This is a genomic window from Sphingomonas sp. KR3-1 (assembly GCF_040049295.1).
GTDB lineage: Bacteria > Pseudomonadota > Alphaproteobacteria > Sphingomonadales > Sphingomonadaceae > Sphingomonas.
Genome location: NZ_JBDZDQ010000002.1, coordinates 677047 through 698254 on the forward strand (window position 1 = coordinate 677047; position 21208 = coordinate 698254).

General features: G+C 66.4%; 12 protein-coding genes. 9 read left to right on the top strand and 3 right to left on the bottom strand.

The window, feature by feature from the left end:
- The first annotated feature begins 4 nt into the window (after positions 1-4).
- Both ABLE38_RS14980 and ABLE38_RS14985 read left to right on the top strand, forming a co-directional pair.
- The gene (locus ABLE38_RS14980) at positions 5-9952 is read left to right on the top strand and encodes a YDG domain-containing protein (protein ID WP_348975030.1); all 9948 of its coding nucleotides are present in this window, start codon (positions 5-7) and stop codon (positions 9950-9952) included.
- Positions 9953-10239: 287 nt separating this feature from the next.
- Positions 10240-10872 carry a tyrosine-type recombinase/integrase gene (locus tag ABLE38_RS14985; RefSeq protein WP_348975031.1) on the top strand — a complete coding sequence of 211 codons (633 nt, stop codon included), beginning with the start codon at positions 10240-10242 and terminating at the stop codon, positions 10870-10872.
- 191 nt (positions 10873-11063) lie between these two features.
- On the opposite strand, the gene ABLE38_RS14990 is transcribed toward ABLE38_RS14985, so the two are convergent.
- The 3 genes from ABLE38_RS14990 to ABLE38_RS15000 all read right to left on the bottom strand — a co-directional run bounded on the left by ABLE38_RS14990 (position 11064) and on the right by ABLE38_RS15000 (position 13587).
- On the bottom strand, positions 11064-12806 hold the full coding sequence (locus ABLE38_RS14990) for an alpha/beta fold hydrolase (RefSeq protein ID WP_348975032.1): 1743 nt from the start codon (positions 12804-12806) through the stop codon (positions 11064-11066).
- 98 nt (positions 12807-12904) lie between these two features.
- The gene (locus ABLE38_RS14995; RefSeq protein ID WP_348975033.1) at positions 12905-13294 is read right to left on the bottom strand and encodes an ammonium transporter; all 390 of its coding nucleotides are present in this window, start codon (positions 13292-13294) and stop codon (positions 12905-12907) included.
- Positions 13291-13587, bottom strand: coding sequence for an autorepressor SdpR family transcription factor (locus ABLE38_RS15000; protein WP_348975034.1), 297 nt, complete (start codon positions 13585-13587; stop codon positions 13291-13293). The genes ABLE38_RS14995 and ABLE38_RS15000 overlap by 4 nt, the downstream gene beginning before the upstream one ends.
- Positions 13588-13906: 319 nt before the next feature.
- Between ABLE38_RS15000 and ABLE38_RS15005 the strand changes: the two genes are divergently transcribed.
- From ABLE38_RS15005 to trbJ, 7 genes are read left to right on the top strand one after another with little or no spacing between them, the layout of a single operon-like run.
- Positions 13907-15934, top strand: coding sequence for a conjugal transfer protein TraG (locus tag ABLE38_RS15005; protein ID WP_348975035.1), 2028 nt, complete (start codon positions 13907-13909; stop codon positions 15932-15934).
- A gap of 2 nt (positions 15935-15936) precedes the next feature.
- Positions 15937-16338 carry a CopG family transcriptional regulator gene (locus ABLE38_RS15010; RefSeq protein WP_348975036.1) on the top strand — a complete coding sequence of 134 codons (402 nt, stop codon included), beginning with the start codon at positions 15937-15939 and terminating at the stop codon, positions 16336-16338.
- Entirely contained in the window at positions 16335-17321 is a 987-nt protein-coding gene (trbB, locus tag ABLE38_RS15015; RefSeq protein ID WP_348975037.1) for a P-type conjugative transfer ATPase TrbB, read from the top strand. Before ABLE38_RS15010 ends, trbB begins: the two co-directional genes overlap by 4 nt.
- A gap of 2 nt (positions 17322-17323) precedes the next feature.
- Complete coding sequence (locus tag ABLE38_RS15020; RefSeq protein WP_348975038.1) at positions 17324-17659, top strand: TrbC/VirB2 family protein; 336 nt, start codon at positions 17324-17326, stop codon at positions 17657-17659.
- Positions 17656-17928, top strand: coding sequence for a VirB3 family type IV secretion system protein (locus tag ABLE38_RS15025; RefSeq protein WP_348975039.1), 273 nt, complete (start codon positions 17656-17658; stop codon positions 17926-17928). The genes ABLE38_RS15020 and ABLE38_RS15025 overlap by 4 nt, the downstream gene beginning before the upstream one ends.
- 10 nt (positions 17929-17938) lie before the next feature.
- Complete coding sequence (trbE, locus tag ABLE38_RS15030; RefSeq protein WP_348975040.1) at positions 17939-20374, top strand: conjugal transfer protein TrbE; 2436 nt, start codon at positions 17939-17941, stop codon at positions 20372-20374.
- A gap of 6 nt (positions 20375-20380) precedes the next feature.
- Positions 20381-21127 carry a P-type conjugative transfer protein TrbJ gene (trbJ, locus tag ABLE38_RS15035; protein WP_348975041.1) on the top strand — a complete coding sequence of 249 codons (747 nt, stop codon included), beginning with the start codon at positions 20381-20383 and terminating at the stop codon, positions 21125-21127.
- The last annotated feature ends 81 nt before the right edge of the window (positions 21128-21208 follow it).

The window sequence follows — 21208 nt, forward strand, 5'->3', positions numbered from 1 at the left end:
CGACATGACCAATACTCGCCTCCGCACGCGCCGCCTGCTCCGCGCGCTGGTTCTCGCCTCTAGCATCCTCGCCGGTCCCGCCTGGGCGCAGAGCCTGCCGAGCGGCGGCCAGGTCGTGTCAGGATCGGCGACGATCACCCAGGACGGCAATGCGCTGACGATCGACCAGAAATCGGACAAGCTGATCGCCAATTGGCAGAGCTTCTCGATCGATACGGGCAAGACGGTCACTTTCAACCAGCCGACGGTCAATTCGGTCGCGCTCAACCGCGTGATCGGCCAGGACCCCTCGAAGATCCTCGGGGCGCTCAACGCCAACGGCAAGGTGTTCCTGGTCAATCCCAACGGGATCGTGATCGGCAAGGAAGGCGCGGTGCAGACCGGCGGTTTCGTCGCCTCGACCCTGGCAATCAAGGACGCGGACTTCCTCGCCGGCAATTACCGCTTCACCGGCACCGGCGGCACGATCGAGAACCAGGGCAGCCTGAAGGGCGCGGTAGTCGCGCTGATCGCCCCGAGCGTGCGCAACAACGGCGCGATCACCGGCGACACCGCGATGGCAGCTGGCAGCGACGTGCTGCTCGATTTCGACGGCGACGGGCTGCTCTCGGTCGAGGTCAAGGGCGCGACGCTCGCCACGCTGGTGGAGAACAAGGGGCTGATCGCGGCGAAGGGCGGGCTGGTGGTGCTCACTGCCAAGGGCGCATCGGACGCGATGAAGAGCGTAGTCAACAATAGCGGCATGATCGAGGCACAGACGATCGGCAGCAAGGGCGGGCGGATCTACCTGCTTGGTGACATGGCGAACGGTGCGGTCGAAGTCTCGGGCACGCTCGACGCGTCGGCGCCCGGCGGCGGCGATGGCGGCTTCGTCGAGACCTCGGCGGCGAAGGTCCACATTGCCGACGGGGCGCGGATCACCACCGCCGCGCCGCAAGGCAGGACCGGTACGCTGCTGATCGATCCGCACGACTATCGCGTCGCCGGGTTTGGCGACAATGAAGACATCACCGGCACCGGCCTGACCGCGCTGCTGCTGTCGAACAATGTGACGATTGAAAGCTCGGCGGGCGCGGCGAGCGGCGGCGGCGACATCACACTGGCCGACGACGTCAACGCCTATGTCAACACGCTGACGCTTACCGCGGCGCGCGACATCCTGATCAAGGCCGAGCTCAACCTGCTCGGCACCAGCACGCTGGTGATGAACACTGGCACCGCCAATGGCGGCGAGCCCGGCGTCGCCGGCGGCACGGTGAAGGTGAACATCGCCGGCGACCTGAGCGGCTTTACCGGGCGGGTGAGCTTCGACCGGGCAGGGGCGGGGCTGCTGACGATCAACGGCGTCGCCTATACGGTGATCGACAACATCGCCGACCTCCAGGCCATCGCGACCGACGCGAACGCGCGCTACGCGCTGGGCGCCGACATCGATGCGAGCGCGACGTCGGGATGGAACGCCGGCAAGGGATTCGCGCCGATCGCCAATTTCCAAGGCGTGCTCGACGGGCTCGGACATGCGGTCGACGGGCTGGTGATCGCACGGCCGACGGAGATCGAGGTCGGCCTGTTCGGCCAGATGCTCGGCACGGCGCGGAACCTCAACGTCAGCAACGCCAATATCCGCGGCGGCTACGATAGCGGCGTATTTGCCGGCTATATCGGCGGATTGACTCACAATGTCCTGGTCAGCGGTCAGGTGCGCGGCGGCACGGAGGTGGGCGGGCTGGCCGGCTACGCGATCAGCCAAGTCGAGACCACATCGCCGATGCTCTACGATGTGCACTCGTCGGTCACGGTAACGTCTACCGCCGACCGCGCCGGTGGGCTCATCGGCTTCCTCAACCAGGCGGGCATGCAGAACGTGTCCGCGAGCGGAAGCGTCACCGGCTACAATTATGTGGGCGGGCTCGTCGGATGGGCGGAGACGGGGACCTTGCTCCCGCTGATCCAGGATGCGCACGCATCGGGAAATGTGAGCGGGCGATGGTATGTGGGCGGGCTGATCGCCAGCCTGGACGGCTATCGCCTCGATAATGTGAGCGCTTCGGGCGCCGTGACCAATCTGGCCTATTCGGGGTCCGAGACGGTCATATCGGGCTTTGGCGGGCTGATCGGCCGCGCCCGCAGCACGCAGATCAGCGGCGCCGTCGCCAGCGGAAGCGTGACGATAACCGGGAACCGAGACATCGATGCGGTGGGCGGGTTGATCGGCTATACCAATAACAGCACGATCTCCGATGCTTCCGCGACGGGCGCGGTCTCGGTGACGACGCAGAGCAGCCTGTCGATATCGCATGTCGGCGGGCTGATCGGGTTCGCCGACCTGTCCGGCGCATCGGCCGCGCCGACCAGCCTCGCGAATGTCCAGGCGCTCGGCAATGTCGATGTCAGCGCGGGCAAGGACGCCAGCTATGTCGGCGGGCTGGTCGGCCAGGCCAATGCAGGCCTGGTGACGCAGGCGAGCGCGATCGGGCATGTCAGCGTCGCCAGCCTGGGCAACACCGAGTATCTGGGCGGGCTGATCGGCGAGATCAGCGACGGATCGGTCTCGGATGCGCAGGCGAGCGGCGCGGTATCAGGCAGCTCGACGAGCGGCGGCACCGGGCGGACGCGCTATTTCGGCGGGCTGATTGGCTCGAGCACCGACTCCAGCCTCACCGACGTCAGCGCCTCGGGCAATGTGACGCTCACCGCCGACCACAATGGCAACGCCGACACGGGCGATGTGGGAGGATTGCTCGGCACGGGCAACACCGTCCAGATCGTTCGCGGCACCGCCAGCGGCGACGTCACCGCCAATGCCGGTCGATTGGGCGGGCTGGTCGGCAGCCTCTATTCCGACCTGCTCGAGGTGACGGTCAGCAATGTGAGTGCGTCGGGCGACGTGATCTCGACCGGGAGTGTGTCGGGCAGCTCGCAGCAAATCGGCGGGCTGATCGGCGTAGTCGCGGACAACGGAAGCACGATGTATTCTGCGCGGCGCGTGTCGATCGATCACGCGACCGCCACCGGCTCGACGGTCAGCGGCATCGTCTTTGTCGGCGGGTTGGTCGGCAGGTTCGGGGGAGTCGCAATCACCTCGTCGAGCGCCACCGCCAACGTGACCGCCGCGCGCTCCGGTGGTGGTGGCCTCCTCGGCGTACTCGATGCGGGCGATATCAGCGATGTGTGGGCGAGCGGAAACGTATCCGGGGGCAGCGTGGGCAATCTGGGCGGCCTGATCGGCCTCGCCTATTTCGGCGGGAAGGTCGACCGAGCCTTTGCAACCGGAGACGTCACCAGCCCGGGAACGCAGATTGGCGGCCTGATCGGCTACAATGAAGTCGACCTCCACGACGTCTTCGCCACCGGCAATGTCACGGGAAGCGCAACCGTGGGTGGGCTGGCCGGCTACAGCGACGGCTCGATCTACCGCGCCTATGCCGATGGCGCAGTAACCAGCGGCGATGCCACGACGACCGGCGGGCTGGTCGGCCGGTTGCTGAACGGCGCAACGGTTACCGCCAGCTTCTACGACAGTCAGACCAGCGGCCAGAGCGACACCGGCAAGGGCACCGGCCTGACCAGCGCGCAGATGGCGGATCCCTTCACCTTCATCGATGCCGGATGGGACTTCGCGAATATATGGGGCACGCCGAAGGCCGGCGGCGCGCCGCTGCTGCGCGAATTCGCCGGCGTGCCGCTCTACGACTATTATGTCCGCATCGCCGGCAGCCTGTCGCGCAGCTATGGCGACGCCAACCCGGCGCTTTCGGCCCTGACGCTGAGCGGGGTCGGCACGGGCAATCTGCTCCTCGGTTGGGGCAGTGCTGCGGGCGCCACCGCCAATGCCGGCACCTATGGCTGGTTCACGCCGAACCTGCTGAGCTACGGCTACGCGGTCGGCAATGCCACCGACTACTACATTGCCTATGGCAGCGGCGGTCTGACGGTCACGCCGCGCGTGATTGCGCTCAGCGGCGCACGCACCTACGACAGGACCACCGATCTCGCCGCGTCGATCTTCACGCTCGGCAATCTCGCCAATGGCGAAACGCTGACCCTGACCGGCATCGGGCAACTCGCTGACAAGAGCGCGGGCAATGGTCGCAGCGTATCGCTCGGCTCGCTCGCGCTAGGCAACGGCACCGGCCTTGCATCCAACTACACGCTCGCGGGCGGCACGCATGTCGCGGACATCGCGCGGGTTCTGATCACGCTTTCCGGTGTCACGGCGTCGAGCCGCGTCTATGACGGCACGCTCACCGCTACGCTCGACACCTCCGCGGTGTCGATGGCCGGGGTGCTGGCGGGCGACGCGGTCGGCTTCGGTTCGGCGACGGGCGCGTTCTTCGACAAGAATGTCGGCACCGCCAAGACCGTGGTGATCAGCGGCGGCGTGCTCACCGGCGCCGACGCGGCCAACTATGCCTTCGCGCCCCAGAGCGGCGCGACCGCCGACATCACGCCAGCGACGATCAGCGCGATCACCGGCATCGGCGGCGGCGCGAAGATGTACGACACGCGCACCGATACCGACCTGGACTATTCGGGCGCGACCTTCGTCGGCATGGTTGCCGGCGACCAGCTCGAGGTCGCCAGCGGCACCGGTGCATTCGACGACAAGAATGCCGGCACCAACAAGCTGGTCCATGTGACCGGGCTGAGCCTGGGCGGCGTGGATGCGGGCAACTACATCCTCGCCGACACGACCGCGACGGCGCTCGGCGAGATCAGCAAGGCGCCGCTGACCAGCGTCGCCATCGCCGCCACGCGCGCCTATGACGGCACGACCACGGCGTCGCTCGACCTGTCGAGCGCGACCTTCGACCAGATGTTCGCCGGCGACGACCTTACCCTTGCATCGGGCAGCGGAGCCTATGCGGACGCCAAGGCGGGCACCGGCAAGATCGTCACCGTCACCGGCATGACGCTGGGGGGTGCCGATGCGGGCAACTACTATCTCGTCTCGCCCGATACGTCGGTGGTCGGCACGATCACGCGCGCGCTACTGACGCTGTCGGGCTTCGCCGCGGCGAACAAGGTCTATGACGGCGGTGTCACGGCGAACGTCGCCAGCGCCGGAACGCTCACTGGGGTGGTCGGCAGCGACAGCGTAGGCTTCAGCTACGGCAGTGCCAGCTTCGACGACAAGAATGCCGCAACCGGCAAGACCGTGACGCTGGGCGGCATCGCGCTCACAGGCACCGATGCGGGCAACTACATGATCGCGGCAACGGCAACCGCCGCGGCGGACATCACGCCGAAGACGATCACGCCGGCCTCCGCGCTGCGCGTCGATACCAAGACCTATGACGGCACGACCACCGCGACGCTCGATCTCGGGGTCGACCTGAACGGCGTGCTGGGCGGCGATATCGTCGGCCTGGTCTCCTACACCGCGGATTTCGCTGACAAGAATGCCGGCGCGGGCAAGACCGTCAACGTCACGGGCCTCGCCCTGGGCGGTGCGGATGGCGCCAACTATGTCCTGGCCTCGACCAGCGTGACGCTTACCGGCGAGATCACCAAGGCGATGCTCACGCTTTCGGGCGTCACGGTCGCCGACAAGGTCTATGACGGCACCACCGATGCGACTGTAACCTCCTGGGGAACGCTGGACGGGATCGTCGGCTTCGACGACGTGTCGATCGACGGCGGTGCCCTGGCCTTTGCCGATAAGAATGCCGGCACGGGCAAGGCCATTGCGTTCACCGGCTCGCTGATCGGCAGCGAGGCGGGGAATTACGAACTCAGCGTGGCGCCGATCACCGCATCGATATCGCGGGCGACGATCAGCGCGATCACCGGGATCACCGGCATCGGCAAGACCTATGACGGGACCACCATTGCCGCATTCGATGCGTCGCATGCCGGCTTCACCGGCATGATCGCGGGCGATGCGCTGAGCGTCGGCAGCGGCTCTGGCTTCTTCACCGACAAGAATGCCGGAACCGGAAAGACCCTTTATGTCTTCGGCCTGACGCTGGGCGGCGCCGATGCGGCCAATTACCGGCTCGTCTCGACCAATGCGGTGACTAGCGCCGACATCGGCCGTGCGACGATCGCCGCGGTCACCGGCATCACCGCTGCGGGCAAGACCTATGACGGCACCACCGGCGCCGCGCTCGATACCGCGCATGCGGGCTTCACGGGCATGATCGCGGGCGACGCGCTTACCGTCGCCAGCGCCTCGGGCAGCTTTGCCGACAAGAATGCCGGCACGGGCAAGACGGTGAACATCTCCGGCCTGGCGCTAGGCGGCGCGGATGCGGGCAATTATGTGCTGGCCTCGACCAGCGCCACCGCCAGCGCCGATATCGCTCGTGCGACGATCACCGCGATCACCGGCATCACCGCCGCGGGCAAGACCTATGACGGCACCACCGGCGCCGCGCTCGATACCGCGCATGCAGGCTTCACCGGCATGATCGCTGGCGATGTGCTGGCGGTGGCCAGCGCATCGGGCAGCTTCGCCGACAAGAATGCCGGCACCGGCAAGACGGTGAACATCTCCGGCCTGGCGCTGGGCGGTGCGGACGCGGGCAACTATGTGCTGGCCTCGACCGGAGCGACCGCAAGCGCCGATATCGCTCGTGCGACGATCGCCGCGGTCACCGGCATCACCGCCGCCGGCAAGACCTATGACGGCACGACCGGCGCCGCGCTCGATACGACGCATGCGGGGTTCACCGGGATGGTCGCAGGTGATCTGCTGACGGTGGCAAGCGCGTCGGGCAGCTTTGCCGACAAGAATGCCGGCACGGGCAAGACCGTGATGATCACCGGAATCGGCCTTGGTGGCAGCGATGCGGGCAATTACGTGCTGGCCTCGACCGGTGCGACGGCCAGCGCCGATATCGCCCGCGCGACGATCACCAGCGTCGCCGGCATCACGGCTGCCGGCAAGACCTATGACGGCACCACCAGCGCCGCGCTCGATACCGCGCATGCCGGATTCAATGGGATGATCGCGGGCGACGCGCTTACCGTCGCCAGCGCATCGGGCAGCTTCGCCGACAAGAATGCCGGCACGGGCAAGACGGTGAACATCTCCGGCCTGGCGCTGGGCGGTGCGGATGCCGGCAATTATGTGCTGGCCTCGACCAGCGCCACGGCCAGCGCCGACATCGGCCGTGCGACGATCGCCGCAGTCACCGGCATCACCGCTGCGGGCAAGACCTATGACGGCACCACCGGCGCCGCACTCGACACCGCGCATGCCGGATTCAATGGGATGATCGCAGGCGATGTGCTTACCGTCGCCAGCGCATCGGGCAGCTTCGCTGACAAGAATGCCGGCACCGGCAAGACGGTGAACATTTCCGGTCTGGCGCTGGGCGGTGCGGATGCCGGCAATTATGTGCTGACATCGACCAGTGCCACCGCAAGCGCGGACATCGCCCGTGCGACGATCGGCGCAGTGACCGGCATCACTGCCGCCGGCAAGACATATGACGGTGGGACGAGCGTTGTGCTCGATACGGTGCATGCCGGCTTCACCGGCATGATCGCTGGCGATGTGCTGGCGGTTACGGGCGCGACCGGCGCCTTCGCCGACAAGAATGCCGGCACCGGCAAGACGGTGAACATCTCCGGCTTGGCGCTCGGCGGTGCGGACGCGGGGAATTACGTGCTGGCCTCGACCAGCGCCACCGCGAGCGCCGACATCGCCCGCGCGATCATCACAGGACTGGGCGGCATCGTCGCCGCGGACAAGACCTATGACGGTACGGTGGCGGCGGTGCTCGACCTCTCGGGTGCGACCTTCACCGGCGCGGTCGCGGGCGATGCGCTGACACTTTCGGCCAGTGGCAGCTTCGCGGACAAGAATGCCGGTGCCGGCAAGGTGGTCACCGTCACCGGGCTCGCGCTCGGCGGTGCCGATGCGGGCAATTACGACCTGGTGCTCGGCAGTGCGACCGTCCAGGCAAGCATCGCGCGGGCGACGATCACCGGCGTCACCGGCATCACCGCGCGCGACAAGACCTATGACGGCACGACGAACGCCCAGCTAGATACCGCCGGCGCGGCATTTGCCGGGATGATCGCAGGCGATGTGCTCACCGTCTCGGCCAGCGGCAGCTTCGCCGACAAGAACGCCGGCGCCGGCAAGCTGGTGAACATCTCCGGCCTGGCGCTGGGCGGCGCCGATGCGGGCAATTATGTACTGGCCTCGACCAGCGCGACCGCCAGCGCCGACATCGCGCGGGCGACGATCACCGGCGTCACCGGTATCACCGCCCGCGACAAGACCTATGACGGCACGACGCGCGCGCAGCTCGATACCGGCGGCGCGCTGTTCGCGGGGATGATCGCGGGCGATACGCTCACGGTCTCGGCCAGCGGCGGCTTCGCCGACAAGAATGCCGGCACGAACAAGCTTGTGACGATCACCGGCCTGGCGCTCGGCGGCGCCGATGCCAACAACTATGTGCTGGCGGCCAGCAGCGCTGCAGCCTCCGCGACCATCACGCCGGCGCTGCTCGGCGTCTCCGGCATCCAGGCGGCGAACAAGGTCTATGACGGCACCACCGGTGCCACGCTGGACCTTTCGGGTGCGGTGCTCAGCGGCGTGATCGCGGGCGACACCGTCATGCTCGCCGGCGCGACCGGCAGCTTCGCCGACAAGAATGCCGGCGCCGGCAAGACCGTCGGCATCGGCGGGATCATGCTCGGCGGCGCGGATGCGGGCAATTATGTCCTGGCCTCGACCAGCGCGACCGCCAGTGCCGACATCGCCCGCGCGACGATCGCGGCGGTCACCGGCATCATCGCCAATGACAAGACCTATGATGGCGGCACCGCGGCGACGCTCGACCTGTCCGGCGCGCATCTCGGCGGCGCGGTCGCGGGCGACGATCTCGGGATATCGGCCACGGGCAGCTTCGCGGACAAGAATGCCGGCGCGAGCAAGACGGTGGCGATCGGGCTGGCGCTCACCGGCGCCGATGCCAGCAACTATGTCCTCGCCTCTGCCGATGCGGTGGCCAGCGCGACGATCCGCCAGGCGACCATCAGCGCCGTCACCGGGATCGTGGCGCTCGGCAAGACCTATGACGGCACGACCGCGGCGACGCTCGATCTCACGGGCGCGCGCTTCACCGATGCGATCGCGGGGGACCGGTTGGTGCTCGCCTCGGCCAGCGGCACGTTCGCCGACAGGAATGCCGGCAGCGCCAAGCTGGTGAACATCGGCGGGCTAAGCCTGGGCGGCGCGGATGCGGGCAATTATGTTCTCGCATCGACCGGGGCGACCGCCCGCGCCGACATCGCCCGCGCAGTGGTGACGCTCAGCAGGATTAGTGCTGCGAGCAAGACCTATGATGGCACCACCGCCGCGACACTCGACGTCTCGCAGGCCCGGTTCGCCGGGCTGATCGCGGGCGACTCGCTGAGCGTCGCGTTGGCGACAGGCAGCTTTGCCGACAAGAATGCCGGACAGGGCAAGACGGTAACGATCGCCGGCATCGGCCTGGGCGGCGCGGACGCGGGCAATTACGTGCTGGCCGGCATCGCGACTGCGACGGCGAACATCGACGTGGCGGTGATCGGCTCGATCGGCGGGATCACCGGCATCGACAAGGCGTATGACGGCAACGCGGATGCGCGGATCGATGCCAGCCATGCGGTGTTCAACGGCATGGTCGCGGGCGACCAGCTCAGCGTCGCGGCGGGCGCGGGCATGTTCGCCGATGCGCTGCCAGGCACGAACAAGATGATCGCGATTTCCGGCCTGGCACTCGGGGGAGCGGACGCGCGCAACTACCGGTTGGCGAGCAGCACCGCGACCGCCAGCGCCGACATTGTCTGGCGCGTCCTCGCACCGATGTACCCCGATCAGGCGAGCAAGATGCAGCTCGAGGGATTCGACGGTCCAAGCGCGTTCCTCTTGGACGATCCGGAGCTGATCCAAGACCTGACCCAAATCGGAAGGGAGGTTGGAGCACAAACTGGGCCAGCACGCTGAGAGCTTGGTGATCTTCAACCGGTCAAGAGGCATTGTGGCGTCGGCACGGCGTGCATCGCCTTGCGTCCGTCCGCTCGCAGTCGGATGGGAGCAAAGACGCGGACTTGAGGCGCTGTTCGACTATCTCAACGACAGAGATTGCGAGTTCGCAATCATAGGCAGACCGGCATCAAACTGCTCAACGAATGACCCGGATCAGGTCGGAACCGGGGGTCGCCGGTCTGACCAGAGTAGAAGGACGTTCGCGCGATCTTTTCCGCGGCCAATCAGGGCCAAGGAGATTGATCATGGGATACTCAAAATACGACCCTGCCATGCAGGCGCGCCCGGCTTGGAATGCCGGAAAAATAGTCGGCACCAAACGGCCTCTAACGCAGAAGCAGATTTGGGCGGTTCGCTTCTTCCTTGAGCGCGAAGGACGGCTTCGCGATCGAGCGCTGTTCGACCTCGCGATCGATAGCAAGTTGCGCGGTTGCGATCTGGTCAAAATCAAAATCGGTGATCTGGTGTCGGGCGCTGAGATCAGGACACGCGCGATCGTCATCCAGCAGAAGACCGGCCGCCCCGTCCAATTCGAACTTACCGCGGATGTTCGGGCGAGCCTTCTGGCATGGCTGGAACGCCGAGGCGGCACGACTGACGACTATGCATTTCCAAGCCGCGTCGACCACGCCGGCCATCTGAGCACGAGGCAATACGCTCGGCTGGTAGATGAATGGGTCACCGCAATCGGACTCAGGCGCGCCGAATATGGCACCCATTCGATGCGCCGAACGAAGGCCGCGATGATCTACAAAGCCACAGGCAATATCCGGGCGATTCAGATTTTGCTCGGTCACACCAAGATTGAAAACACGGTCAGGTACCTTGGTGTTGATATCGAAGATGCCCTGCTCTTGGCTGAAAGAACAGAAATCTGACTTTGGAGCGGCCTGTCCGCTAGTTGATAGGCCGCTCTCAAAAGGGACAGGAATGCGCCCGAGAGCGGTCGTCCAGCCCGTGCGCAGACAATCTCGAAAGCGGCCGATTAGTTAGCTTGCCAGACGCGGAAACATCCGCCGCGAAGCGTCAGCACTCCCGCCTCCTTGGTTCTCGATCGTTTCCGACGCGCTCACTTCGTAGAGAAGCGCGCTGTGATCCAGCTTGTCATCTTCTCGAGCGCAGCTGGCGCCACGGTCTCCTCAATCGTCGCATATTCGCCAACGCCGCCCGTTTTTGCCGTTTGAAACATGTGATTCAGACCCGGCAACTCGACGATCGTCGCATCCCTGTTGTCCTTGAGCGCGGCTCGGATCGCAGCAAGGTTTTCCTTCGGCGGTACCTGCCGGTCGAGGCTTCCGCCCATCGCGAGCACAGGCACCGTGATCGCGCGTAGATTGAAAGCCGGATCGTAGGTGAAGAAATAGCGGAACCAGGGCGTCGCGATCTGCGAGACCACCATCTGCGGGTCGATATTGGCCGGGACGCCGATCGCCTTCATCGCGTCCGGGGTCAGCACGGCGAGCGCGGCGGCACGCCCCGCGTCGAATGTCGCGCCATTCTTGAATGCCTTGAACAGGGCCGCCCAGACCGGGGCAGCACGGTCGATCTCGGCCTCGCTTTGCCCCATGCCCGCGCTGATCATCCGGCGCTGCGAGACCATGAGCTGGTCAAGTGCGGTACCGGGGCCGGCCATCATGATCAGGAACGCGACCTGCTTGTTGGAAGCCATCGCGATCGGGCCGATCATCCCGCCCTCGCTATGTCCGATGAAGCCGATTGCGTCGGAACGGATATCCGCCCGTGCCCTGAGGTAGGCGAAGGCTGCATTCGCGTCGGTCGCGAAATCCGCCGAGGTCGCGTTGGCGACGTCGCCGGTCGACTTGCCCGTGCCGCGATCGTCGACACGCAGCACGGCGATTCCGCGACGCGAGAGATAGTCGGCAATCACCCAGAACGGTTTATGCCCCAGGATCGTCTCGTCGCGGTTCTGCTGTCCCGATCCGGTGATCATGATCGCGGTCGGGAAGGGGCCCTTGCCCGCCGGCACCGTCAGCGTGCCGGCGAGATGGACGCCCGGCTCCTGCCCGTTGTCGAATGCGACTTCTTCCGCGCGGTAGGGAAAGGGCGGTTGTGGCGTCTGCGGGCGCTTCGGCCCGGCATTGACGGCAGCCTCGCTCTGGCGGGCGAAATCGATCTGCGCGAGCGGTCGGTTGGGAACGGTCCAGCTGCCGACGAGATGCTGGCGATCGTCAGACAAGACGCCGTCGAACTCGGCGCCGACGAGTGCGACCTTGAAGCGAATCTTGCTGCCGTCGCGCGAGAAGCCCTCGACACCCACGCCATAGACGAGTTGGTCGGGCGAATCGAACGAGACCAGCGTACCGCGCTCATTGGTCACCACCCTGAGGACGAGGTGGAGATCGACGCCGTTGCGGTTGACCTTGCCGGTCCACGCGCCGTCCAGCCCCGAGATAACCGGTCTTGCCGGGGGCAGGCCCCGTGTCAGCTTGAGCGGCAGTTCGGTCCCTTGCGTAAAGACGCCGTCCCAAGCCTGCTCGCCCGCGACCCAATGCCCCTTGAACGAGGCGCCGATCCTAGGGATGTCAAGCGACAGCTGGTCGCCTTCCACCTTTACGGCCGTCTCGGGGATCTTGCCCGAGGCCTGGTCGGGGCTCTCCAATGTGCCGGTCAGCGAGCCGTCGGGAGCGCGAGCGATCGAGACGATCAGCGTCAGCGCCCCGCGCGGGGTCTCGAGCATCCCGTGCCAGTCGCCGACTGCGTCCGGGGTCGGTTGGGCAAAGGCCGTGGGGGTCATCGCGACGGCGGCGAAACAGCATATCGCAAAGACGAGCGATCGGAGGAGCATGCGCATCGGGAAAACTCCCTGGGAAATGGAAAATCGCATTCTGAGGCGGTGCCGAGCCGGCGGATCGCGGACGTCTTGAAAGGCCGACTTGCGGGCAGCCAGGCTCAGGCGGTCTTCGTCTTCGCCTTGGTCGCCAGCCACAGGCTGTAGCCGAGCGAGACAAGAATCCCCGTCAGGACCGCGCCGGTCCCGAGGGTCAGCGCGAGCGGCATCGGCGCGAACGCAAACACCCCGGCATAGACAAGGCCGCTCAATACCATGGACCACCCGATGACCCGCTTGGCTGCCCGTGCGCAGGCGCTCGGGACGAACGCCTTCGGGATTCGATTGCCGTACCAAGCGATCCAGAGCCCGTTCATCGCGATCACCCGGACTTTCATGTCGTCGTCGATATAGCCCTGCCGGTGCGCGAAGGCGGCAACGAATGCCAAGGCGATCATCGCGGCGGCCCAGCCGACGGCGCCGGACAGTTCCTTTCGTGCTTCCTCTTTCATCTTTCCCACCCTTTTTCGTGCGTTTGTTCGGAGGCGCCCAGCCGAAGCGAGTTGGCGAAGCCCAGCAATGCGTCTTCGAGCACCGACAGCTTCAGGTGATAGAGCACCGACTTCCCGGCCTTTTCGGCGTGGACCAGATCCGCCTCCCTCAGCACGGCGAAATGCGCCGACATCGTCGGCTTGGAGACATCGAAATGATCACAGAGCGCACCCGCGCTCATCGGGCCCTTGCGCAAGAGTTGCAGCACGCGGCGCCGCGTCGGATCGGAAAGGGCCTTGAACACCGAACTCATAATTCGACAAATAGCTAATCATCTAATCGAGTCAAGCGCGGTGCGCGTTCATTTCCTAGGAAGAGATTTGGTGGGAGCGCAGATCCTCGTTTGAACGTCCAGCTTTGGGGGTCTCGCATCAGCTTAAAAGCCGACGAGTTCCCGCCTTCACGGTCTGCCACGCAGAAGCAGCTCGTCTAGAACCGGCCGACAAGACGCCAAGCGGCGCATGCTGACGCGATTTGGCGGGATCTGACGCAGGCAGGGTAGTACAGCAAGGCGACGGACCGTGAAATCAAGATCACGCCCGCGCATTTAGGAGTCGCGGGTGGAGAGCCCCGTGACCCCGACCAAGCTACTCATCGGCCAGATCATCGTGGTGTTCGCCATCGTGATCGGCGGCATCTGGTTCGCGACCCAATGGGCTGCTGAGGCCCTGGCTTATCAACCCGAGTTAGGCGCCCCCTGGTTCCACGCGTTCGGGCGGCCGATCTATCGGCCCTGGGCACTGTTCGCCTGGTGGTACCACTTCGATGCCTATGCCCCGGAGCTCTTCGACCGCGCCGGCGAGATTGCTGCTGCCAGCGGTTTCGTCGGCTGTGGTGCTGCCGTGTTCGGTTCGCTGTGGCGCGCGCGGCAGCGTCGCAACATCACCACCTATGGCTCGGCGCGCTGGGCGAGCTATGCCGAGGTGCGGCGCGCGGGTCTGCTCGATCCTTGCGGCGTATTCCTTGGTCGGACCGGGCCCGATTATCTGCGTCACGATGGCCCCGAGCATGTCATGGCCTTTGCTCCAACCCGGTCGGGCAAGGGTGTCGGCTTGGTCGTTCCGACCTTGCTCGGCTGGACCGGTTCCGCTGTCGTCCACGACATCAAGGGTGAGAACTGGCAGCTGACCGCCGGCTGGCGCGCACGCTTCTCGCATTGCCTGCTGTTCAATCCGACCGACGCCCGCTCTGCACGGTACAATCCGTTGCTTGAGGTTCGTCGGGGCACCGAGGAAGTGCGCGATGTCCAGAACATCGCGGATATCCTGGTCGATCCGGAAGGGGCACTGGAGCGTCGATCGCACTGGGAAAAGACCAGTCATTCGCTGCTGGTCGGCGCCATCCTCCATGTTCTGTACGCCGAGGAGGAGAAGACGCTCGCGCGCGTCGCGACCTTCCTCTCCGATCCGCAGCGGCCCTTCAAGGCGACGCTGCAACGGATGATGACCACCAATCATCTCGGCACGCCCGAGGCGCCGCGGGTCCATCCGGTGGTGGCGTCCGCGGCGCGGGAGGTGCTCAACAAGTCGGAGAATGAACGCTCGGGCGTGCTGTCGACCGCCATGTCGTTCCTCGGCCTCTACCGCGATCCGACCGTCGCCGAGGTCACCTCGCGGTCCGATTGGCGGATCGCGGACCTGGTCGAGGGCAAGTCACCGGTCTCCCTCTATTTGGTGGTGCCGCCCTCGGACATCAGCCGCACCAAGCCTCTGGTCCGCCTCGTCCTCAATCAGATCGGCCGTCGTCTGACCGAGCGCCTCCATGCCGAGAAGGCTGGTGGTCGGCACAAGCTGCTGATGATGCTGGACGAGTTTCCGGCGCTCGGCCGGCTCGACTTCTTCGAAACCAGCCTCGCCTTCATGGCCGGCTATGGCGTGCGCGCCTTCCTGATCGCGCAGAGCCTAAACCAGATCGAGAAGGCGTATGGCGAGCACAACTCGATCCTCGACAACTGCCATGTCCGCATTGCGTTTGCGACCAATGACGAGCGTACCGCCAAGCGGATTTCCGATGCACTCGGCACCGCCACCGAGCAGCGCGCGATGCGCAACTATGCCGGGCACCGCCTCGCACCCTGGCTCGCCCATGTTATGGTCAGCCGTCAGGAGACCGCCCGCGCGCTGCTGACGCCCGGCGAAGTCATGCAGCTGCCACCCAGCGACGAGTTGGTCCTGATCGCCGGCACGCCGCCGATCCGCGCAAAGAAGCTGCGCTATTTCGAAGACACGAGCTTCACTTCGCGCGTCCTGCCGCCACCGCTGCTGATGATCGGCGCCTATGCCGATCGCCCGCTTTCGCGCGCCGACGACTGGAACGGCGTCGTTCGCGGCGTTGATGCCCGCCTTGCAGGCGACGAGGAGACGGACGGGAACGCCGCGTCCGGCGGCCTCGAGCAGGCTCGGCATCCGGCACTCGAACCGGAAAAGCCGGTCGAGCCCGAGCCCGCCACCGCCGATCCGCTCGGACTTGGCGACGACGATAGCGATCCGGCCGGTGAAAAGCGTGCGATGTACCATGCCCAGACGCTCGGCGCCGCCCGCACCGTCTACGCGATCGACGCGGCCGGCGGCCGCGCGAACGACCTGCAGCTGGATCTGTGACCATGGTCGAGAAGATCCGCCACCAGCTCTTCCTTCCAAGGGACGTCAGCGGCAGGCTCGAAGCGCTCGCCGCCAAGCCGGGCGCTTCCAAGTCGGCTATCCTCGCCGATGCCGTCACCGCCTGGCTCGACCGGCGCGGTCGCTCCGAGCTGGAGGACCGGTTCGGACTTCGCCTCGACCGCTTGACCGCCGCCCTTGGCCGGATTGAACGGGACGGTCAGGTTCTGCTCGAGACGCTGGCGCTGTTCGTGCGCTACGAGCTCGCGATCCATGCGCCGCTTGCCGAGAATGATGCGGCGGGAAGGGCGATCGCGCGCGAGCGTTTCGACGCGTTCGTCGCCCAGGTGGGACGCCAGATCGCCGCTGGTCGCCGCACCATCGGGACTCCGGAGTCCGACCGATGACCGGCGCCGTTTCTGCCGATCGGCGCCGGGCAATGCTGCGTACGGCCATGGGCCCGGCGATCGCGGCCGCGATGGCCGACGCGCGCGTGATCGAGATCATGGTCAATCCCGATGGTGCGCTGCGCGTCGACATCCTGGGCGAGGGCAGGGTCGATACCGATGTCCGGCTCGATCCGGACCAGATCGAGCGGATCATCCGCCTGGTCGCGAGCCATGCGCGGGCTGAGGTTCATGGCGAGGCACCGATCGTGTCGGCCGAGCTGCCGCCACACATCGAAGGTCGGGCGGGCGAGCGGTTCGAGGGTATCCTGCCGCCGGTTGCGGTTGGCCCGTGCTTCTCGATCCGCAAGCCGGCGACGCGGCTCTACACGCTCGACGACTATGTCGGCGATGGGCTGATGAGCCAGGCCGCGGCTGACCGGCTGAAGGCGGCCGTCTTTCAGCGCTTCAACATCCTGGTCGCGGGCGGCACCAGCTCGGGGAAAACGACGCTGGCCAATGCGCTGCTGGCGGAGATGGCCTGGGTCGATGAGCGGGTCATCCTGATCGAGGACACGCGCGAGCTGCAAAGTCCGGCCCCGGATACGGTCGCGCTCCGCACCCGCCCCGGCGTCGTGACCATGGCCGACCTGGTCCGCTCGACCTTGAGGCTGCGGCCCGACCGTATCGTCGTCGGCGAGGTCCGCGGGCCCGAGGCGCTGGACATGCTCAAGGCCTGGAACACTGGCCACCCGGGCGGCATCGCGACCGTGCATGCCAACAGCGCGGCGTCCGCGCTCTTCCGCGTCGAGCAGCTTGTCCAGGAAGCCGTCGTCACCGTGCCCAGGCGGCTGATCGCCGAGGCAATCGACCTCATCGTCTACATCGCCGGCCGCGGTGTGGACCGCCGGATAGAAACCATCGCCCGCGTCGCCGGGCTCGATCCCGACGGCAATTACAGCCTCGTCGACCTCCTCAATCCTGCCGATCCCAAAGGAGAATGAACATGCGCGTTTCCCGTACTTCCGAGAGCCGGTCGCACTTCCTCGTCGGTGCCGCGCTCGGCCTTGCCCTCACCATCGCCAGCCAGGCGCAGGCGGCCGGCTCCGGCATGCCTTGGGAGCAGCCGCTCCAGCAGGTGCTGGAATCGGTCCAGGGTCCGGTCGCCAAGATCGTCGCGGTGATCATCATCATCGTCACCGGCCTGACGCTCGCGTTCGGCGAGACCGCGGGCGGCTTTCGCAAGCTGATCCAGATCATCTTCGGCCTGTCGATCGCCTTCGCCGCTTCCAGCTTCTTCCTGTCCTTCTTCTCGTTCGGCGGCGGAGCGCTGATCTCGTGATCGGGAGCGGCGGGCATATCGAAGGCTTCGAGGCGCCGATCCATTCCAGCCTCGGTTCGCCGATTCTGCTGGGCGGGGCGCCGCGTGCCATCGCGATCGTCAACGGCACGGTCGCCGCTGCGGTGGGCCTCGGCCTCCAGCAATGGATCGCCGGCATCCTCCTTTGGGCGGTGGGGCACAGCCTCGCCGTCTTCGCTGCCCGCCGCGACCCGGACTTCGCCGCCGTGCTGGTCCGCCATCTTCGCCAGAAAGGGCATTTCGCGTGCTGAAGGATTTCACATGTTGAATCTGGCCGAATATCGCAGCCGCGCAGACCGGCTTGCCGATCATCTTCCCTGGGCGGCGCTCGTCGCGCCCGGCATCGTCCTCAACAAGGACGGCAGCTTCCAGCGCACGCTATCCTTTCGCGGCCCCGATCTCGAGTCTGCGACCGAAGCCGAGCTGATGTCGGCCTGCGCGCGGGCGAACAATGTCCTCAAGCGCTTCGGTACCGGTTGGGCGCTGTTCTTCGAGGCCGAGCGCCGCGAGGCGCTGGCCTATCCCGATAGCGAGTTCCCGGACGCCGCGTCCTGGCTGGTCGATCAGGAGCGGCGCGCAGCCTTCGTCGCCGAAGGCGCCCATTATGAAAGCCGCTACCACCTGACACTGGTGTGGCTTCCCGCGGCAGACAGCGCGGACACGGCCGGGCGCTCGCTGGTGGAGCGGCCAGAAGCGGAGAAGGGCAGGGACTGGCGTGCCGGCCTTGCCAGCTTCATCGCCGAGACCGACCGTGCGCTCGACCTCTTCTCCGGGTTCATGCCCGACATCCGCGCGCTCGACGATGCCGAGACGCTGACCTTTCTGCACGGCACGGTGTCCGGCCGGCATCACGTCGTCGCGGCACCCGAGACGCCGATTTATCTCGACGCGGTGCTGGCCGACACGCCCCTGGTCGGCGGGCTCGAGCCGATGCTCGGCGATCACCATGTCCGAACGCTGACGGTGCTTGGCTTCCCGAACATGAGCCGGCCCGGCATCCTCGACGCGCTCAACCATCAGGACTTCGCCTATCGCTGGGTCACGCGCTTCATCGCGCTCGACAAGAGCGATGCGACCAAGGTCCTGACCAAGCTCCGCCGCCAATGGTTCAACAAGCGCAAGTCGATCACTGCGCTGCTGCGCGAGGTGATCTACAACCAGCCGACCCAGCTGCTCGATAGCGACGCCGACAACAAGGTCGTCGATGCCGATCTCGCGCTTCAGGCGCTGGGCGGCGACCATGTCGCTTTCGGCTATCTGACCACGACGATCACCGTGTCCGATCGTGACCGGCAAGCGGTTAAGGACAAGGTCCGCCACGTCGAGCGGATCGTCAACGGCTTGGGCTTCACAACGATCCGCGAAGGCGTGAACGCGGTCGAGGCCTGGCTGTCATCTCTGCCGGGGCACGCCTACGCCAATGTCCGCCAGCCGCTGGTCCACACGCTTAACCTGGCGCACCTGATGCCGCTATCCAGCGTCTGGGCGGGCCCGGCGCGGAACGCACATCTGGATGGTCCGCCGCTGCTCCACGCGAGCACCGCCGGCTCGACGCCGTTCCGGCTTTCCACCCACGTCGGCGATGTCGGCCATATGATGGTCGTCGGCCCGACCGGTGCCGGCAAGTCCGTGCTGCTTGCGCTGATCGCGCTCCAGTTCCGGCGTTATGCCGGGGCTCAGGTATATATCTTCGACAAGGGGTTCTCGGCGCGCGCGGCCGTGCTTGCGATGGGCGGCGCGCATCATGCGCTCGGGCTCGGGGCCGATAGCGGTGAGACGCTGGCGTTCCAGCCGTTGCGGCGGATCGACGATCCAAGTGAGCGCAGCTGGGCGGCCGAGTGGATTGCGGCGCTACTCGAGCACGAGAAGGTCGAGGTCACGCCCGCGATCAAGGATGCGGTGTGGTCGGCGCTCGGCAGCCTTGGCTCGGCCCCGCCCGAAGAACGGACGCTTACCGGTCTCGCGCTGCTGCTTCAGTCCAATGCGCTGCGCGTCGCGCTCGGTGCCTATACGCTCGAAGGTCCTTACGGTCGGCTGCTCGACGCGGCCGAACAGGGCCTGGCCTTTGCCGATATCCAATGCTTCGAAACCGAGGCGCTGATGGGTCAGGCGGGCGTGGTCGCCCCGGTCCTCACCTATCTGTTCCACCGGCTCGAGGAGCGGTTCGATGGCCGGCCGACCTTGCTGGTCCTCGACGAGGCCTGGATCTTCCTCGACCATCCGCTGTTCGCGGCACGCATCCGCGAATGGTTGAAGGTGCTGCGCAAGAAGAATGTCGCGGTGCTCTTCGCAACGCAGAGCCTTGCCGATATTGCGTCCAGCACGATCGCACCCGCGATCGTCGAGAGCTGTCCGCAGCGCATCCTGCTGCCCAACGACCGCGCGATCGAGCCGCAGGGCCGCGAGGCCTATGCCCGGTTTGGCTTGAATGAGCGCCAGATCGAGCTGGTCAGCCGGGCGACCCCGAAACGCCAATATTACCTCCAGTCCGCGCGCGGAAACCGCCTGTTCGAGCTGGGCCTGGGACCGGTCGCCCTCACGCTGTGTGGCGCGTCCGACCCCGAATCTCAGAAGCGGATCGACGCGCTCCTCGCCGAGCACGGCTCGGCGGACTTCGCCGCCAATTTCCTGAGCGACGCCGGTCTCGACTGGGCGGCGGCGCTGCTCCGCGACTTTCCCGCCCAATCACAGGAGTAATCGAAGATGCGTACCCCTTCATCCGCCAGGAAGACGATCATCGCTTCGCTGCTCGGTTGCGGTGCCGCGGTGTCGCTCGGCATGGGTCTGCTCACCAGCATGCCGGCGCACGCGCAGATCACCGTGTTCGATCCCACCAACTACAGCCAGAATATCCTCACTGCGGCGCGGACTCTCCAGCAGATCAACAACCAGATCCAGTCGCTCCAGAACGAGGCGACGATGCTGCGCGGTCTTGAGTTCAACCTGGCGCGCACCGACTTTCCGGACTTCGCGGCACTGGTCTCGCGGATGCAGGAGATCGGCGCGCTGATCCAGCAGGCGCAGGGTATCACGTTTCGCGTTGGCCAGGTCGACCAGCAGTTCCGCCAGCTTTTCCCCGATTTCGACGCCAGGGTCGGCGCCAGCGGGATCGCCGCCCAGGCCAAGATCCAGCTCGACACCGCGATGGCGGGCTTCCGCCACACCATGAAAGTCCAGGCGGACGTCGCCGAGAATATCGAAGCCGATGCGGTCACGCTGCAGAAGCTTTCCGAGAAGAGCCAGAACGCGGTCGGCGGTCTCCAGGCCGCCCAGGCGACCAACCAGCTGCTTGCGCTCGCCGCCAAGCAGCAGCTCCAGATCCAGCAGCTGCTCGCCGCCCAGTTCCGCGCCGATGCGACCGATGCCGCGCGCCGTGCGCAGGCCGAGATCGACGGGCGCGCGGCAACCAAGAAGTTCCTCGGGTCCGGCTCGGCCTACACGCCCCGGTAGGCCGTGCCCGCATGACGGCGGCGCCGGTTTCCCGCCGCCGTCGCCGCGGGGCGTGGCGGTGCTCCCCCTGCCACGCCCCGC

Excerpts from the sequence above, each read along its gene's own strand:
- trbJ (WP_348975041.1), top strand. The coding sequence starts at position 20,381 with ATGCGTACCCCTTCATCCGCCAGGAAGACGATCATCGCTTCGCTGCTC.
- ABLE38_RS14985 (WP_348975031.1), top strand. The coding sequence starts at position 10,240 with ATGGGATACTCAAAATACGACCCTGCCATGCAGGCGCGCCCGGCTTGG.
- ABLE38_RS15010 (WP_348975036.1), top strand. The coding sequence starts at position 15,937 with ATGGTCGAGAAGATCCGCCACCAGCTCTTCCTTCCAAGGGACGTCAGC.
- trbB (WP_348975037.1), top strand. The coding sequence starts at position 16,335 with ATGACCGGCGCCGTTTCTGCCGATCGGCGCCGGGCAATGCTGCGTACG.
- ABLE38_RS14995 (WP_348975033.1), bottom strand. The coding sequence starts at position 13,294 with ATGAAAGAGGAAGCACGAAAGGAACTGTCCGGCGCCGTCGGCTGGGCC.
- trbE (WP_348975040.1), top strand. The coding sequence starts at position 17,939 with ATGTTGAATCTGGCCGAATATCGCAGCCGCGCAGACCGGCTTGCCGAT.
- ABLE38_RS14980 (WP_348975030.1), top strand. The coding sequence starts at position 5 with ATGACCAATACTCGCCTCCGCACGCGCCGCCTGCTCCGCGCGCTGGTT.
- ABLE38_RS14990 (WP_348975032.1), bottom strand. The coding sequence starts at position 12,806 with ATGCGCATGCTCCTCCGATCGCTCGTCTTTGCGATATGCTGTTTCGCC.
- ABLE38_RS15020 (WP_348975038.1), top strand. The coding sequence starts at position 17,324 with ATGCGCGTTTCCCGTACTTCCGAGAGCCGGTCGCACTTCCTCGTCGGT.
- ABLE38_RS15000 (WP_348975034.1), bottom strand. The coding sequence starts at position 13,587 with ATGAGTTCGGTGTTCAAGGCCCTTTCCGATCCGACGCGGCGCCGCGTG.